A 14,562-nucleotide genomic window follows, 5' to 3' on the forward strand; every position below is an offset into this window, starting at 1 on the left:
ATCCTGCGGAAGGCGTCGGCTTATTTTGCGATGGCAGAGCTCGACCGCCGGTCGAAGTGATGGTGGATTTCATCGAGGCGCATCGTGATGCGCACCCTCTACAACTACTTCAGCGAGTTCGGCCTGGCGCAAATCTCCGTCGACTTCCTCCTCGGCACCGCAGGCACGAACGTCCAGGGCAAGGTCCGCGAGGTGCTGCGCGCCATCGAGGACAACTTGCTGGGCGAGGCGATGACCTCGGTCCATGCCCTCGTCAGCCGCGAATTCTTCGACAAGCTGATCGCGCATCCGAAGACGGAAGAGGCCTACAAGTTCTACGCCGCCACCGGCGCCCAGCCGCTGCGCGAGGATGTCCGCCGCCACTTCCCCTTCGGCAGCATCCTGTTCGAGGAATACTCCGGCACCGTCACCCTCTCGACCAAGGCCACCGAACGGCTGGTTCCGGCGAACGAAGGCATCGCCTTCCCGCTCGGCACGATGGACACCTTCACTACCTATGGCGGCCCGGCAAACCTCCTGGAAACCGCCAACACCATCGGCCTGCCGCTTTATGCCCGCCAGCATCTCGACGAGAAGGGCCGCTGGATCGACGTGATGACGGAGGCGTCGATCCTGCCCGTCAACAAGCGGCCGCGCCTCGCCGTCCGGATCCACAGCTCGAACTGACGCGCCCATGTCCGTCTTTGCGGCCGCCATGGACCGCATCTTCACCCATGCCACCATGGCGGCCCCGGCCCTCTGGATCTCGGCCACCACTTCCGAGGAACGCTGGATCCGCATCATCCGTCGCGCCCCGGATCGCGTGACCGACTTCGGCGCGGGGCGCTTTGTCAGCGACACGACCGCGGTGGACGTGCGGGTTGCCGACCTTCCCGCGCCGCGGCCCGGCGATCTGATCGTCATCGGCGCCGAGCGGTTCGTGATCTAGGGCGAGCCGCTGCGCGATCGCGAGCGGCTGATCTGGACGCTGGACCTGCGGCCGGAGGGGGCCTGATGAAGCTGAAACTCGAGATCAGCACCGATCTGGCGGCCCTGATGCAGGAGGAAATCCGCGCGGGCGAAAAGGCGGTGAGCGCGGCGATGCACGCGGCGGGCGCGGGCCTGAAATCGGCCTGGCGCGGGCAGATCGTGCAAGCGGGCCTTGGCACCCGGCTTGGAAACTCGATCCGGCTGGCCACCTATCCCAAGGGCGCCGAAAGCCTGAACGCCGCGGCGCTGGTCTGGTCCAACGCCCCGGTGATCGTCGGCGCGCACGACTCCGGGCCGCTGATCCGGTCGCGCAACGGGTTCTGGCTGGCCATACCCACTCCGGCCGCGGGGAAAAGCACGAAAGGTGGCCGCATCACTCCCGGCGAATGGGAACGGCGCACGGGACTAGGGCTGCGGTTCGTCTACCGGCGCAGGGGTCCGAGCTTGCTGGTGGCGGAGGGGCGGCTCAACAGCAAGGGCCGCGCGGTGGCCTCCCGCGCGAAGACTGGACGGGGGCTGACAACCGTGCCGATCTTCCTGCTGGTCCCACAGGTCAAGCTGCGCAAGCGGCTGGACCTTGCGCGGGATGCCGAGCGGGCCATCGACACCGTGCCTGGGCGGATCGTGGAGGGGTGGGTGGATCGTTGAGTGCAGGTCGCAAAAATCATGCCATTACGCCGTAGAGCGCCGACCCGTCGCTGGAGTATTTCTCGACTGAACCGCAAAGAGCAAAGATCGTTGCTCCGTTGGCAGACACGAAAACGACCCCAAGCAGAACATCCCGACTGGGATTGTTTGTCAAAGTAATCGTCGCCCCTTCACCGACGGCGAGTTCGACAAAGGCCTGATGCTCGGCGGCGGCCAAACGCGCGATATCGAGGTAACTGACAACATTCTGTCGCGTGAAATGAAGGACATCAAATGCCGCAACATTTCGAAGGAGGATCACTTCACAGTTGTCTGCGGGATCGGACGTGACCAACAGCCTCAGGGTTCGATCAGTGGATTCGTAGGCCATGCCAACATATTCCACGTCGGCAAACCGTTCATCCCCTTCAAACGTGATCATCTCCAATCCTCCGGACGGATCAGCCCGTCATCACCTCGCCCGTCACCTGAAAAGCTCTCTTCCTCGGTCGCTGGCCGACCAGGCTGGCGCTCGCCGTCGATCCATTCGTGCGTATGGGGCCGACCTTGGCCGTGATCGTGGCCCCAATCAACGTCTTTGATCGGCTTTCCGTCAGGGCCATATAGTCTGTCTCCGCGAGGGCCGACAACCCAGGTTCCCGGACGCCCCTGTGCAGGCAAGCCCCGCGCTTCCGGCGCAGGTTCTACGGGTCTGCCCTCTGCATCGGTCTCCGGGATACCTTCTGGAAGCGCTCTGGGTCCGCCCTCTGCACGATTCTCAACAATATGCGGTGAGGACGTACCACCGAGCGATTGATAGCCTTCGGTCGAAAAACCGGGCAGATCAAGGATATCACGACCGAATCCATCGAATTGGGGAAAGACTTCGACCCAACCGGAGGCAAATTCGCCGGGAATCACAATAAGCTGCCCCGCGCCCCACGCTTTCAAAGCTTGATCGACTATGCCCTGGATTCTGGCCAAGTCTTCTTGGCTACCTGACAACGCTCGCCCTAAAGCACCAGGATCGGAGAGTTCGTATAATGCAAGTGCCTGCGCCACGATTTCGGAACTGGGTCCCGACCAGTCCGCGCCTGCAAACGCCCCCGAGTGAAATTGGCCCCATGCATGGGCACGGGCGGCCAAGACACCCTCGACTGTGGTGAGGTCAAGGCCAAGGCGTTCCGCAGATCTCTGAACGGCTGTATCTTCGGCATATCGGCGAAATGCCTCAAGCCCAACAACTGCGACTGCAGCAAGGCCTCCTCTCGTCAACGCACGAAGTCCCGATCCAAGCTCTGAGGGAGACGGCAAGGCATCGGGCAATCCATCGATACTTGGCACATACTCCGCAGGCGTGATCATGGTTTCACTCGGTGCAACCGGCTCGGCATGGCACCGACAGTTGTGCGCCTGTCCCGGATGGCCGCCTGCGGGCGGCTCGTCCCAGCGGAACACCTGATCGTCGTACTCAGCGTGGCTGTCGCCGACTTTCGCGTCGTCCCGGGAGCGCCAGATGTACCGCTCGATCCCCAAGTCCTGCTGCCGAAGCTGGTTGATCAGGCCTGCGAAGGCCCGCAGCAGGCGTTCTTCCATGGCGGTTCACAGGGGGCGAAGGCGCTGCGGATGGGTCTCGTATTCTTCGAAGATGGCCGTCAGGCGAGTGTCCCACTGGCGCAGCGCCTCTTCCTTCGCGTCCGAAACATCGCGCAGATCGGCTTCGGTCACCCACGGCACGGTGTCCGGGGGTGTCAGGGCGTTCAGCAGCATCCGGGTGTTGTCGGCGATCACGCGGTCCAGTTGGTCGGTGAAGTCGGCCCGCAGGTCGGCATAGCCGAGGAACTCAGACTTGATCGAAATGCCCGAACGGTAACCGAATACGGTCCCGTTCTGCCGTGCCAACACGTACTGACCGCTACCGCCGTGGCGGAGAAATTCCCGTAGATTGTGCTGCATGGAACCTCCCGCTGACCCGCGGGTGGTTTGTAGGGGCAGTTGGTAAAGAAGCGTTCACCCCACCGTACGGTGCCTGCAACACGGCGATCTCCCAAGGGAGGCTGCGAGGTTCATGTCAATGCCCACCATCCGCGAAACCGTCCTTGCCGCGCTGCACGCGCGGCTGCTGCCGCTTGCCGCCCTCACCCTGCGTGACGAGGTGCTGCCCGAGCGGATCCCGGCGGCCGGGCTGATCATCCTGCGCGACGGCCAGCCGGGCGAGCCAGAGGTGACGCTGTCGCCCTTGCGCTACCACTATCAGCACCGGGCCGAGCTGGAGATCATCGTTCAGGCGGGCACCGGCCGGGCCAGCGCCTTCGACGACCTGGTCGCCGCCATTGGCACGGCGCTGGAAGCCGACCGGACGCTGGGTGGCCTCTGCGACTGGGTCGAACCGGAGGCCCCGGCCTCGGTCGATCTGCCCGTCGAGGGCGCGGCGGCCCTGAAGGCGGCGGTGATCACCGTCGTCCTGCATTACACCACGACCGGCCCCCTGGCCTGACACCCCTCACATAGGAGACCCCCATGGCACGCGCACACGGCGCGCGGGCGCAGATGGCGCTTGCGTTCGAGACTGTTTACGGCACAGCGCCCGCCAACGGCTATCGGACGGTGCCCTTCGCCAGCACCACGCTCGGCTCCGAACAGCCGCTGATCGCCTCGGAACTGCTGGGCCAGGGGCGCGACCCGCTGGCCCCGATCAAGGACGCGGTTACCGCCGATGGCGATGTCGTCGTGCCGATTGACGTCGAGAACTTCGGCGTCTGGCTGAAAGCGGCCTTCGGTCAGCCGACGACCACCGGCACCACGCCCAAGACCCACACCTTCCAGTCCGGCAACTGGACGCTGCCAAGCATGGCCATCGAGACGGCCATGCCCGAGGTGCCGCGCTATGCGATGTACACCGGCTGCGTCTGCGATCAGCTCTCCTGGCAGATGGCGCGGTCGGGGCTGCTGACCGCCACGGCGCGGCTGGTGGCGCAGGGCGAGAACGTCGCGGCGGCCACGGCCGCAGGCACGCCGACGTCGCTATCGCTGCAGCGGTTCGGGCATTTCAACGGGGTGGTGAAGCGCAACGGCACCGCCTTGGGCAATGTCGTCTCGGCCGAGATCACCTATACCAACGGCCTCGACCGGATCGAGACCATCCGCTCGGACGGCCGCATCGAGGGGGCAGACCCCGGCATGGCCGCTCTGACAGGGCGGGTGGAGGTTCGTTTCGCCGATACCACGCTGATTACGCAGGCCATCGACGGCACGCCCTGCGAACTGGTCTTCGCCTGGAGCCTCGGCGCCAACGCCAGCTTCACCTTCACGGCGCACGCCGTCTACCTGCCGCGCCCGCGGATCGAGATTCCGGGCCCGCAGGGCATCCAGGCCACCTTCGACTGGCAGGCCGCCAAGGCCGTCAGCCCCGCCCGCATGTGCACCGCCGTCCTCGTCAACACCGTCACGGGATACTGATCATGATCCGCCTGAACCTGTCGAACCGGCCCGAATGGCTGGACCTGCTGCCCGGCCTGCGTGTCCTGGTCGCTCCCCTAACCACCGCGCTCATGGTCTCGGCCCGCGCCGATCCGGCCCTCGACACGCTGTCGGAAACCGCCAGCCAGGAAGACATGGCACTGGCCATGGCCAAGGCCGTCGCCCGCCGCGCGGTGCTGGATTGGGAAGGTGTGGGCGACGATGACGGCAACCTCGTGCCGGTCAGCCCGGCCGGGATCGATGCCCTTCTGGAAATCTGGCCCGTGTTCGAAGCCTTCCAGGCGCAATACGTCGCCCGCGGTCTGATGCTGGATCAGGAAAAAAACGCCTCCGCGCCCTCGCCGACTGGTCCTTCGGTGAGGGCGACGGCTATTGCGCGGCCTGCTCGGGCCCCTGCCCGGACTGCCCCGCAAGACTGAACCGGCCGCAGACCCTCGAGGGCTGGCAGGTCTGGGACCTGACCCAGCGTCTTGGCGGGCAGATGCGCATCGCGCCAGGGGCGGTCATCGGATGGGACATGGCCGCGGCCCTCGCGCTGGCGCAGGCGCTGGGCATCAACCCCCTGATCGCCGCCGAACTGCTGCCCGAGATCGAGGCGGTGATGGTCCGCAAAATGAACGAGCAGATGGAAGGACGCCGGAATGGCTGAGAAGAAGGTCTCCGTCCGCCTCGTCGCGGAGGGCGGGCGGCGCGTGCGCGCCGAACTGGAAGGCGTGGGCGAGGCCGGGGCCCGTGGCTTTGGCCGCCTGTCACGCGAGATGGAACTGGCCAACACCCGGCTGGCCGCGTTCGCGCGTCGTGCGGGCATCGCCCTTGGGGCCGCCGCTGCCGCCGCCACGGCCTCGCTAGGCCTGATCGTCCGTTCGACGGCCGAGAGCGCCGCCCAGATCCGGCAATTCGCGCAGGTCGCCAATGCGACGCCAGAAGCCCTGCAACGATGGTCGGCCGGGGCGCGGACGGTCGGCATCGAACAGGAGAAGCTGGCCGACATCCTGAAGGGCGTGAACGACCGGGTCGGGGATTTCCTGCAGACCGGCGGCGGGCCGATGGCGGATTTCTTCGAGAACGTCGCGCCCCGGGTCGAAATCACTGCCGACCAATTCGCGCGCCTTTCCGGCCCCGAGGCGCTGCAACTTTACGTCGACACCCTCGAACGCGCCGGTCTCAGCCAGCAGGAAATGACCTTCTATCTCGAGGCCATGGCGTCCGACGCCACGCGCCTGCTGCCGCTCCTACGGAACGGCGGAGCGGAAATGGCCCGACTTGGGGATCAGGCCTCGGACCTCGGCGGAGTGCTGGACGGCGATGCGCTGGAAGCCCTGAGGCGTACACAACTGGCGCTAGGCACCGTATCCCTCGTGTTCGACGGCCTGCGTAACCGCATCGCCGTCGCCGTGGCGCCGACCATCGAGGCACTGGCGAAAGCCTTCGTGGCCCTTGCCTCCGATGGCGGCATCCTGCGTTCGGCCATTGACGGGCTGATCGGCAACCTGGGGCGTCTGGCGTCCTATGCGGCCATGTTCGCGGCCGTCATGGCCGGGCGCTGGGTGGCGGGCCTTGCCGCCGCTGCCCTGTCGGTGCGCGGCCTGGCCACCGCCTTGGTGTTCCTGCGTGGCGCCCTCATCCGGACCGGCATCGGCGCTCTGATCGTCGGGGCGGGCGAACTGGTCTACCAGTTCTCGCAACTCGTCGCCCGGGTCGGCGGGATGGGCGAGGCGTTTCGTCTCCTCGGCGATCTGGCCCGCGAGGTGTGGTCGCGCATCGGGCTGTCGCTAGACACGGCGCTTGCCCGCATGGCGGCCGGATGGGAGGAGCTGAAGGCGGCCGGTCTCTCTGCTCTGGAGGGCACTATCGCAGGCATCGTCAGCTTCGGCGACCGAACAGCCGCGATCTTCCAGGGGGCCTATGACGCCGCGGTGGCGATCTGGGGCAGTCTGCCGGGGGCCATCGGCGACTTCGCCTTCCAGGCGGCGAACGGGCTGATCTCGGGCGTCGAGGCGATGCTGAACGGCGTCGTCACCCGCATCAACAGCTTCATCGATACCCTGAATGCGGCCCTCGCACTGCTGCCCGAATGGGCCACCGGCGAAGGTGGCGTGCGAATCGGCATCCTCGATCCGGTGGAACTCGGCCGCATCGGCAATCCATTCGAAGGCGCGGCAACGGCCGCAGGGGCTGCGGCCGCGGATGCCTTCTCGGCGGCACTCGCGCGCACCTACCTAGAGCCGCCCGACCTCGGGCTCGGGGCCATGGCCGACGCTGCCCGCGCTCGGGCAGACGGCTATCGCGAAGCGGCCGGGATGCTGGCCGATGCCGCCGGTCGGCCGCTCGCCAGCTGGCAGGCTCTGAAGGATGCCGTCACAGGCACAGGGACCGAGGCCGAAACCGCACTCGCCGATGCAGCCGCTTCGGCAGATGCCCTCACGGCCGGGCTGAACGACACGGCCGCCGCCGCCGATGGCGCTGGCAGCGCTGCACGCGACGCGGGGGCTGCGGCCGCCGAGGGTGCAGACACGGCCCTCACCGGCTGGCAGGCCGTCACGGCAGCGCTTGCCGACTACGCCGCCAAGGCGCGCGACATCGGCGGGGATATCTCGACACGCTGCGCTGGGTGCTGATCGCCATCGCGCTGATCGGCATCGCCGTCACCATCCACGCCCGGCTCGACGACTGGAGACGGGGCCAGCGGTGACCGGCTGGCTCATCACCCATGGCGCTGCGCGCAAGGCGCTGGGCCTCATCCTCGCCGCCGCAGCGATCCTGCTGTTCTTGCTTAACCTGCGCCGCGCAGGCGAACGCGCCGGGCGCGCCGCCGAGCGGCTTGATGCCCGAGAGAGAAACGATGCCATCCACCGCCAGATGCTCGACGCCGCCGCCCTCCCGATCGCGATGCTTTGGTTGAGCGCCTGCGCGACGGGCGGTTCTGAGACCCACGCGTCATGTCCGCCGGTAGTCGACTACACGGCAGCCGAGCAGGCGCGGGCCGCAGAAGAGGTCGAAACACTGCCGGGTGGGGCCGTCGTCGTCCGGATGCTCAGCGACTACGCCGTGCTGCGCGACCAGGCGCGGGCCTGCCGGTAGGGGCGGAGAGCAGACGTTCGCAGCAACCCTAATGGCGGGCCTCAGTAAAACGGCGTCAGACTTTACCGTAAGGTCTGCCGCGGCTCTGAACCGACTTGAGATGGCATTCCATCGCGAACGGGATACACTTGCCGATGGCCGCAAACGAGACGGTCGCATATCGGAACGATCCGCCTAAAGCGCTGGAAGGATCAACTGCGCTGGTTCCGCCAGCAGCCCACTTCGGGGCTCTCCATCTTGGCATACATGCGCTTCTGCGTACCGGTTCCTGCACTGGTGCTAGCGCTGTGACCTGATCATGCCAGACCCAGCACTGATGACTGATGAGTTCTGCCAAGACCAGATGTCAGATGCCATTTCCAAGCAGATCGCCGAGGAGCGGGTTGGGAAAACGACGGTCGCGGGTCACCGCAAGAAAGGTTTCGGCAATGCCATTCAGGTTCACGGCCTCGACCAGCAGCCCTGAGGCCAGTTCGTCCTGCACGACGATGGGCGGAATGACGGCGAGTCCGGCATCTTCTCGCGCGAGAAGGCGAAGCATGGCCATGTCATCCACCTCGGCCGCAATGGCGGGCACCACACCCAGGCGGCTGACCAGCGCATCGAACGCCTCTCGGATTGCTGTTTCCCGTGTCGGCAAAAGGATTGGCGCGTGAGTCAGAAGTTCAGCCAGCCGCCTGGGTCCGGTGCCGATCCGCGCCGCAGTACCGATCAGGCTGACGGGCTGTTCAGACAGCCGGTGTACTAGCCAGGGGCTGGCGGCATCGCGTGGCGGGGCAAGGTTCGTCAGCACTACGTCAAGCGCTGCTGCACCGAGGCCCCTTAGAAGTTCGGCCTGACTGCCCGAGCGCAGCACCACTTCGACATCGGGCCGACCGATGAGCGGACGCAGGAACTGCAGCTGGAAATTCCGCGACAGCGTGGCCAGCGCGCCGACCCGCAGCACCTGCCGGCTGCGCCCGGTTTCGCGCAAGGTCGCGCTAAGATCGTCCGCGGTGCGGAAGATCGCTTCGGCATAGTCAAGCGCGATCCGGCCCGCCTCGGTCAGCACCAAGGCACGACCGCGCCGTTCGAACAGGTCATGGCCAAGCGTCTGTTCCAGCGTCCGAATCTGGGTCGAGAGCGCTGACTGGGACAGATTCAGGCGCCGGGCGGCAGCGGTGAGCGAGGCATCGGTGGCAACGGCCCGGAACAGGCGCAGGTGATGCAGGTTGATCTGGGCCATCGTTCTGTTCCTTAGAACGTTTTTACCGAAAATATGTAATTTTCTGGTGCATATCCAGAGGCTATCTGTTCCCCGCAATTCATTTTGTGCGGAGACCACCCGATGGACCCCTTGTCGCTTGCCCCGCTTCCCCTTCTGGCTGCGGCCAGCCTTGCCGCGCTGCGGCCCGGTCGTCGCCCGGGGTCCGTCCCGGCGATTGCCGAAGCTGCAGCCCTTGCCGCGCTGGCCCTTGCTGCTGCCGGTTTCCTTTGGCTGATCCTGGAAGGGCCGACGGTTCTCGCCCTTGGCTCGGGCCTGGGGCTTCTGGCGCTGCGGCTTGATCCGGTCAGCGTGACGATGGGCCTTCTGGTGGCCTTCGTGGGCTGGATCGTTTTGCGCTATTCGCGCCGCTACCTGGATGGCGAGGCGCGCGAAGGCCGGTTTCACGCGCTGATGCTGGTCACGCTGGCGGCGGTCCTGGTGCTGGTGCAATCGGGCAGCCTTGCTGTGCTGGCGGGGGCTTTCGTGGTGACAGGCCTTGGTCTGCGGCAGCTTCTGCTGTTCTACCCGGACCGGCCCGAGGCGCAGCGGGCAGCGACGAAGTTTTCGCTCGTCTGGGGCGCGGGAGACGCGGCTGTCGTCCTGGCCGCGCTGCTGTTGTGGGCAAGCTTCGGCACGGCGGACCTTGCGGGGATTGCGAGCGCTGCGAGGGCGGGCCTTCCGCTGTCGGCCCAGGTCGCGGTGGCGCTTCTGGTGCTGGCGGCGGCGCTGAAGACGGCGTCCTTCCCGCTGCATGGCTGGCTGACCGAGGTGATGGAGGCGCCGACCCCGGTCTCGGCCCTGCTGCACGCAGGCATCGTCAACGCCGGTGGTTTCCTTTTGATCCGTATGGCCGAGGTGGTGCAGGCGAGCCAGGGCGCGATGGCGGCGCTGGTGATGATCGGGGGGCTGACGGCGCTGTTCGGAGCCGTGGTCATGCTGAGCCAGTCGGCCGTCAAGACCGCGCTGGCCTGGTCGACGGTGGCGCAGATGGGCTTCATGCTGCTGCAATGCGGCCTGGGCCTCTGGGCGCTGGCGCTGCTGCATATCGTGGCGCATTCGCTGTACAAGGCGCATGCCTTCCTGTCCTCGGGCGGGGCGGTCGAGGCGGTGGCGGCGATCCGGCGGCCGGGGCCGGTGGCGGTGCCCGGTTTCGGAGCGGTTTTTCGCGCCTTCCTGATCGCGGTTGCCCTGTATGTCGCAGTGGCGGCGGGGTTCACGGCGGTCGCGGGCGAGAAGTCGGCGCAGGCCTTGGCTCTGGGCATGATCCTGGTCTTCGGCGTCGCCTACCTGGTCGCGCAGGGCCTGGCCGACGCCGCGCCCGCAGCGCTGACCCAGCGGACGGCCCTGGCCTCGGCCGGTGCGGCGATCGCCTACTTCGCCTTCCATCAGGCGGCCTTCGCCCTGTGGGGCGGGGTGCTGCCGCCGGTGCCCGAGGCTGGCGCGCTGGAGTGGGCGTTGATCGTGTTGGCGCTTCTGTCCTTCGGGCTGGTGGCGGTGGCGCAGGCGCTGTTCCCGCTGTGGGCGCATCACCCGGCAGCGGCGGGCATGCGCGTGCACCTGGCGAACGGCCTGTATCTGAACGCGCTGTTGGACCGCATGATCGGCGGCTTCAAGACCACGAAGCCCTTCTGAACCCCCTAGACCCGACCCTCAGATCCCGTGGAGAGACCCATGTTCCTCAAACCGATCGCCATCGCCCCCGCCCGAGTCACCGACCTTTCGAAGGCTGCCGAGGCGGCAGTGCGCGCCATCCCGCCCGCCTTCCCGCTGTCGGCCACGGTCGCGGTCAACCCGTTCCTTGGCCAGACGGGTGAGGATCTGGCCAACGCTGCCGCCCGCCTGGCCCGCGTTGCCGGGGTGTCAATCACCCGGCCCCGGGCCGAGGTCGCGGCCGAGGTCGCGGCGGGCCGGATCACCGACGACGACCTGGCGGCGGCGCTCTTGGCCTCCACCTCGCCGGTGAAGCCCGCGGACCTTGCAATGCTGAAGGCGAAGCTTGCGGCAACGTCCGCGGCACCCAGGGCCCTGCCGACACTGGCCGACCTGGCTGCCGCTGCGACGGGCACGGACTGGCCTGCGGTGGTCATGCGCAGCTTTGGCCTGTGGGCTGCAGGACGGTTCGACCGGGGGCAGGCATTGTGGACGCCCGCACCGGGCCAGGATGCCTTTGCTGCCTGGCGGGAGTGGGCCTCGCACGACCTGACGCCCGAGATCGCCGGAGTTCGGGGGTTCTGCGCCCATGTCGCCGCTGCGCCGGACACGGCCGAGCGGGCGATCCTGCGCGCCGCCGAACGGCTGGGGATCACCGAAGCCGCGGCGCCGACGACGTTCCACCGGCTTTTGATGGACCTTGGCGGCTGGGCGCAACATGCGCGGTGGCTGTTGTGGGAGGCGGAGCTGAAAGGCGGAAGCGACGCCACAGCTCTGGACCTTCTGGCCATCCGGCTGGTCTGGGAAGAGGCGCTTCTGGACCACGCGCCCGGGGTTGCGGAGGACTGGGCGAAGACCGTGGAGGCCCATGCGGCACCCGTCGCGCCCTCGCCCGATCAGGTGATCGATGCGATCCTGCAAGAGGCCGCCGAACGGGCGCATCAGCGCAGGCTAGCAGCGGCCCTGACCGGGCCAAAAGCGGTGGCGGGTCGTCCCGCGCTGCAGGCGGCCTTCTGCATCGACGTCCGGTCCGAGGTCTTCCGCCGCGCGCTTGAGGCCCTGGACCCCGGCATCGCCACCATCGGCTTTGCGGGCTTCTTCGGCCTGCCGCTGGCGCACCGGGCGCATGGCACCGATGAGGTCGCGGCGCATCTTCCGGTGCTTCTGAACCCTGGCCTCAGCTCGACCGGCCATGCCGCTCCGGCAGTGGAAGAGGCCAGCCGGATCGCCGCCCGCACCTCGCGCGCCTGGGGTCGGTTCCGGCAGGCGGCGGTGTCCTCGTTCGCCTTCGTGGAAGCGGCGGGGCCGGTCTATGGGGTGAAGCTGGTGAAGGACGCGCTGGGCCTGTCCGCCAAGGCCGAGACCGCGCCCGCGCCCCGGATCGAAGGCGGGCTGTCGCCCGAGGCGAAGGCCGCGACGGGTGCCGCCGTGCTGAAGGCCATGAGCATGACCAAGGGCCATGCGCGGCTGGTCCTTCTCTTGGGACATGGTGGGCAGACGACGAACAACCCACATGCAAGCGCCTATCACTGCGGGGCCTGCGGCGGCCAGACCGGCGAGGTTTCGGCGCGGCTTCTGGCCATCCTGCTGAACGATCCGGAGACCCGCAAGGGCTTGCCGGCGCTGGGGATCGACCTTCCCGCCGACACGGTTTTCGTGGCCGGTTTGCACGACACGACGACCGACACGGTCACAGTGTACGAGGACACGCCCGCGCCCGAGCATCGTTCTGACCTGGCGATGGCGAAGGACTGGCTGTCCCGGGCCGCGAAAGGTGCGCGGGCAGAGCGGGCGCTGCGTCTGCCGGGGGCCAATGCGGCCACAGTCGCGGCCCGGGCGGTTGACTGGGCCGAAGTGCGGCCCGAATGGGGCCTGGCGGGCTGCGCGGCCTTCATCGCAGCTCCGCGCGCGGTGACCGCGACGACCGACCTGCAGGGCCGGGCCTTCCTGCACAGCTATGACTGGCAGGCCGATGCCGGCTTCGGGACGCTGGAGCTGATCCTGACCGCCCCGGTCGTTGTCGCAAGCTGGATCAGCCTGCAGTACTACGGCTCGACCGTCGCGCCCGAGACCTTTGGCGGCGGCAACAAGCTGATCCACAATGTCGTTGGCGGAATTGGAGTGGTGCAGGGCAACGGCGGCGTGTTGCGCCCGGGCCTGCCGTGGCAGACGGTCCATGACGGCGAACGGTTGGCGCATGAGCCGTTGCGCCTGTCGGTGCTGATCGAAGCGCCTCAGACCGCGATGACCGAGATCCTCGCACGCCACGTCGGGGTGCGCGAGCTATTCGACAATGGTTGGCTGTATCTCTTCTCACTTGAAGGCGGTCGGATTGCTGCGCGGTATCGCCCAGGCCTTACCTGGGTACCGGCTGGCGACCTCGCCCCAGAGGCCTAAGGCTGCCGACGCGAGCAGCCCTCGACACCGTACATGGCAAGGGGCAAACGCTGCCTTACCGAGAGCATTGCGTGTCGGCGCCCGGCTTGCCTGTATCTGGGTTATGGCTGCTGTCGCCCCTTCTTGCGATGAACGTCTGCAAAGGGCCGATCACGTCGACCTACTGAATTGAGACGGGGCGCAGCATGTCATCGGTGTCCAGCTTCAGTGCGCTGCGCCAGAGCGGTGTTTTGAAGACGTGGTGCACATGCTTGCGATCGCGTACTCCACGTGTCTCGGTAAGCAATCCCGCCCACTCAAGCGGTCTGAGGACGCAGGAAGAGAACGAGGCCATTTTGCGCCACCCCGCATTGTCCCAGTCATGGTCCTCGCCATAGAATGCCGCGTTCAGCCTCGACGTTGATGACGTTCATCCACACATCCCACTTCCCGAAGGGGCGATCTTCGAAGCGGGCATAGGAGGAATGGTCGATCTGGAGAACGAAAAACGGGATGAGTTCGGCAAACAGCCGAGCTGGCGCGCCCGCGTATTCGGCGCCGCGCTTGGTCAGGCGGAATTCGCCCTTGAAGTGCCGGCCGAGGCGCAGGGTGATCAGAAGCTGGTGCAGCACCTCGAGCGGCGGGAATTCATACTCATTGATGACCTTGCTATAGTGGAACATTTCTTCCGAGGTCTTTCCTGGCCAGTCAAAATGCTCGACCGCCCAGTGCACGAAGACGCGCTTGAAGGCCATTGTCTTGGTCAGGCCGATGGCACCGTGTTCCTGCGCGTAGCGCAGCGTCAGAAGCGCCGCGCGTAAGAGCCGCGAGTGCTTCAGGTCGGGATGGTCATCTGGAAGAGCGCGGAACTTGATCATGGCGCGATGCTGCCACAGCATGTTTCGCAAGGCGAGAGCGCGGAAATCCGCCCCGTCGATGGGGGACTGGTCGAATGTTGACCAGGTGTTGACAAGAATTTGGAATGACGAAAGCCGAGCGTTATGCTCGGCCTTTAAGTATTTGACATGTAACTATATTTTGGTTGCGGGGGTAGGATTTGAACCTACGACCTTCAGGTTATGAGCCTGACGAGCTACCGGGCTGCTCCACCCCGCGCCGGTTGGTCTGGGATT

The 14,562-nt window shown here is 66.8% G+C and carries 14 protein-coding genes, 1 tRNA gene, 3 pseudogenes and 1 other annotated feature; of the genes and pseudogenes, 12 read left to right on the top strand and 6 right to left on the bottom strand.

What is annotated here, in order from left to right; genetic code table 11:
- Positions 1–17: 17 nt before the first annotated feature.
- Positions 18–94 (top strand) — a sequence feature (AL1L pseudoknot).
- The 3 genes and pseudogenes from BW949_RS16135 to BW949_RS16145 all read left to right on the top strand — a co-directional run.
- Positions 94–666, top strand: a pseudogene (locus BW949_RS16135) (major capsid protein); the annotation flags it as partial. Its footprint overlaps the feature before it by 1 nt.
- Before the next feature lie 7 nt (positions 667–673).
- On the top strand, positions 674–928 hold the full coding sequence (locus tag BW949_RS16140) for a head-tail joining protein (protein WP_076367942.1): 255 nt from the start codon (positions 674–676) through the stop codon (positions 926–928).
- 65 nt (positions 929–993) lie between these two features.
- Entirely contained in the window at positions 994–1,617 is a 624-nt protein-coding gene (locus BW949_RS16145; protein ID WP_076367944.1) for a DUF6441 family protein, read from the top strand.
- Positions 1,618–1,633: 16 nt separating this feature from the next.
- On the opposite strand, the gene BW949_RS16150 is transcribed toward BW949_RS16145, so the two are convergent.
- Genes BW949_RS16150 through BW949_RS16160 form a run of 3 tightly spaced genes read right to left on the bottom strand, consistent with a single transcriptional unit; the run spans position 1,634 to position 3,552 of the window.
- Positions 1,634–2,038 (bottom strand): hypothetical protein, encoded by a 405-nt coding sequence (locus tag BW949_RS16150; RefSeq protein WP_076367946.1) that lies wholly within the window; start codon positions 2,036–2,038, stop codon positions 1,634–1,636.
- On the bottom strand, positions 2,035–3,192 hold the full coding sequence (locus tag BW949_RS16155) for a phage minor head protein (RefSeq protein ID WP_076367948.1): 1,158 nt from the start codon (positions 3,190–3,192) through the stop codon (positions 2,035–2,037). The genes BW949_RS16150 and BW949_RS16155 overlap by 4 nt, the downstream gene beginning before the upstream one ends.
- 6 nt (positions 3,193–3,198) lie before the next feature.
- Positions 3,199–3,552 carry a hypothetical protein gene (locus BW949_RS16160; RefSeq protein WP_143524473.1) on the bottom strand — a complete coding sequence of 118 codons (354 nt, stop codon included), beginning with the start codon at positions 3,550–3,552 and terminating at the stop codon, positions 3,199–3,201.
- A gap of 118 nt (positions 3,553–3,670) precedes the next feature.
- Here BW949_RS16160 and BW949_RS16165 point away from each other — a divergent pair, with 118 nt between their 5' ends.
- The 7 genes and pseudogenes from BW949_RS16165 to BW949_RS17690 all read left to right on the top strand — a co-directional run bounded on the left by BW949_RS16165 (position 3,671) and on the right by BW949_RS17690 (position 8,157).
- Positions 3,671–4,093 (top strand): acyl-CoA transferase, encoded by a 423-nt coding sequence (locus tag BW949_RS16165; RefSeq protein ID WP_076367952.1) that lies wholly within the window; start codon positions 3,671–3,673, stop codon positions 4,091–4,093.
- A gap of 23 nt (positions 4,094–4,116) precedes the next feature.
- Positions 4,117–5,055: a phage tail tube protein gene (locus tag BW949_RS16170; RefSeq protein WP_076367954.1), complete on the top strand. Its 939-nt coding sequence runs from the start codon at positions 4,117–4,119 to the stop codon at positions 5,053–5,055.
- Positions 5,056–5,057: 2 nt separating this feature from the next.
- On the top strand, positions 5,058–5,495 hold the full coding sequence (locus BW949_RS16175) for a hypothetical protein (RefSeq protein ID WP_076367956.1): 438 nt from the start codon (positions 5,058–5,060) through the stop codon (positions 5,493–5,495).
- Positions 5,496–5,557: 62 nt separating this feature from the next.
- Positions 5,558–5,725, top strand: a complete 168-nt coding sequence (locus tag BW949_RS17630) for a DUF7697 family protein (protein ID WP_210199539.1) — start codon at positions 5,558–5,560, stop codon at positions 5,723–5,725.
- Positions 5,718–7,694: a phage tail tape measure protein gene (locus BW949_RS16180; RefSeq protein ID WP_407947277.1), complete on the top strand. Its 1,977-nt coding sequence runs from the start codon at positions 5,718–5,720 to the stop codon at positions 7,692–7,694. Before BW949_RS17630 ends, BW949_RS16180 begins: the two co-directional genes overlap by 8 nt.
- Positions 7,667–7,768: pseudogene (locus BW949_RS17685) on the top strand (YcbK family protein); the annotation flags it as partial. The gene BW949_RS16180 and the pseudogene BW949_RS17685, both read left to right, overlap by 28 nt.
- Positions 7,765–8,157, top strand: coding sequence for a hypothetical protein (locus tag BW949_RS17690; protein ID WP_328585833.1), 393 nt, complete (start codon positions 7,765–7,767; stop codon positions 8,155–8,157). The pseudogene BW949_RS17685 and the gene BW949_RS17690, both read left to right, overlap by 4 nt.
- Positions 8,158–8,503: 346 nt before the next feature.
- Here BW949_RS17690 and BW949_RS16200 read toward each other — a convergent pair whose 3' ends face one another.
- On the bottom strand, positions 8,504–9,382 hold the full coding sequence (locus BW949_RS16200; protein WP_076367958.1) for a LysR family transcriptional regulator: 879 nt from the start codon (positions 9,380–9,382) through the stop codon (positions 8,504–8,506).
- A 102-nt stretch (positions 9,383–9,484) separates the two neighbouring features.
- Here BW949_RS16200 and BW949_RS16205 point away from each other — a divergent pair, with 102 nt between their 5' ends.
- Both BW949_RS16205 and BW949_RS16210 read left to right on the top strand, forming a co-directional pair.
- The gene (locus BW949_RS16205) at positions 9,485–11,035 is read left to right on the top strand and encodes a proton-conducting transporter transmembrane domain-containing protein (RefSeq protein WP_076367960.1); all 1,551 of its coding nucleotides are present in this window, start codon (positions 9,485–9,487) and stop codon (positions 11,033–11,035) included.
- A 39-nt stretch (positions 11,036–11,074) separates the two neighbouring features.
- Positions 11,075–13,450, top strand: a complete 2,376-nt coding sequence (locus BW949_RS16210) for a YbcC family protein (protein ID WP_076367962.1) — start codon at positions 11,075–11,077, stop codon at positions 13,448–13,450.
- Between the two features lie 160 nt (positions 13,451–13,610).
- On the opposite strand, the pseudogene BW949_RS16215 reads toward BW949_RS16210, so the two are convergent.
- Positions 13,611–14,307, bottom strand: a pseudogene (locus BW949_RS16215) (hypothetical protein).
- A gap of 161 nt (positions 14,308–14,468) precedes the next feature.
- Positions 14,469–14,545 (bottom strand) — tRNA-Met (locus BW949_RS16220).
- Positions 14,546–14,562 lie beyond the last annotated feature (17 nt).

It is taken from the genome of Phaeovulum vinaykumarii, from assembly GCF_900156695.1.
Taxonomy (GTDB): domain Bacteria; phylum Pseudomonadota; class Alphaproteobacteria; order Rhodobacterales; family Rhodobacteraceae; genus Bieblia_A; species Bieblia_A vinaykumarii.

Bases quoted from the DNA above. Each gene is read 5' to 3' on its own strand.
- BW949_RS16140 (WP_076367942.1), top strand. From the start codon at position 674: ATGTCCGTCTTTGCGGCCGCCATGGACCGCATCTTCACCCATGCCACC.
- BW949_RS16145 (WP_076367944.1), top strand. From the start codon at position 994: ATGAAGCTGAAACTCGAGATCAGCACCGATCTGGCGGCCCTGATGCAG.
- BW949_RS16150 (WP_076367946.1), bottom strand. From the start codon at position 2,038: ATGATCACGTTTGAAGGGGATGAACGGTTTGCCGACGTGGAATATGTT.
- BW949_RS16155 (WP_076367948.1), bottom strand. From the start codon at position 3,192: ATGGAAGAACGCCTGCTGCGGGCCTTCGCAGGCCTGATCAACCAGCTT.
- BW949_RS16160 (WP_143524473.1), bottom strand. From the start codon at position 3,552: ATGCAGCACAATCTACGGGAATTTCTCCGCCACGGCGGTAGCGGTCAG.
- BW949_RS16165 (WP_076367952.1), top strand. From the start codon at position 3,671: ATGCCCACCATCCGCGAAACCGTCCTTGCCGCGCTGCACGCGCGGCTG.
- BW949_RS16170 (WP_076367954.1), top strand. From the start codon at position 4,117: ATGGCACGCGCACACGGCGCGCGGGCGCAGATGGCGCTTGCGTTCGAG.
- BW949_RS16175 (WP_076367956.1), top strand. From the start codon at position 5,058: ATGATCCGCCTGAACCTGTCGAACCGGCCCGAATGGCTGGACCTGCTG.
- BW949_RS17630 (WP_210199539.1), top strand. From the start codon at position 5,558: ATGCGCATCGCGCCAGGGGCGGTCATCGGATGGGACATGGCCGCGGCC.
- BW949_RS16180 (WP_407947277.1), top strand. From the start codon at position 5,718: ATGGCTGAGAAGAAGGTCTCCGTCCGCCTCGTCGCGGAGGGCGGGCGG.
- BW949_RS16200 (WP_076367958.1), bottom strand. From the start codon at position 9,382: ATGGCCCAGATCAACCTGCATCACCTGCGCCTGTTCCGGGCCGTTGCC.
- BW949_RS16205 (WP_076367960.1), top strand. From the start codon at position 9,485: ATGGACCCCTTGTCGCTTGCCCCGCTTCCCCTTCTGGCTGCGGCCAGC.
- BW949_RS16210 (WP_076367962.1), top strand. From the start codon at position 11,075: ATGTTCCTCAAACCGATCGCCATCGCCCCCGCCCGAGTCACCGACCTT.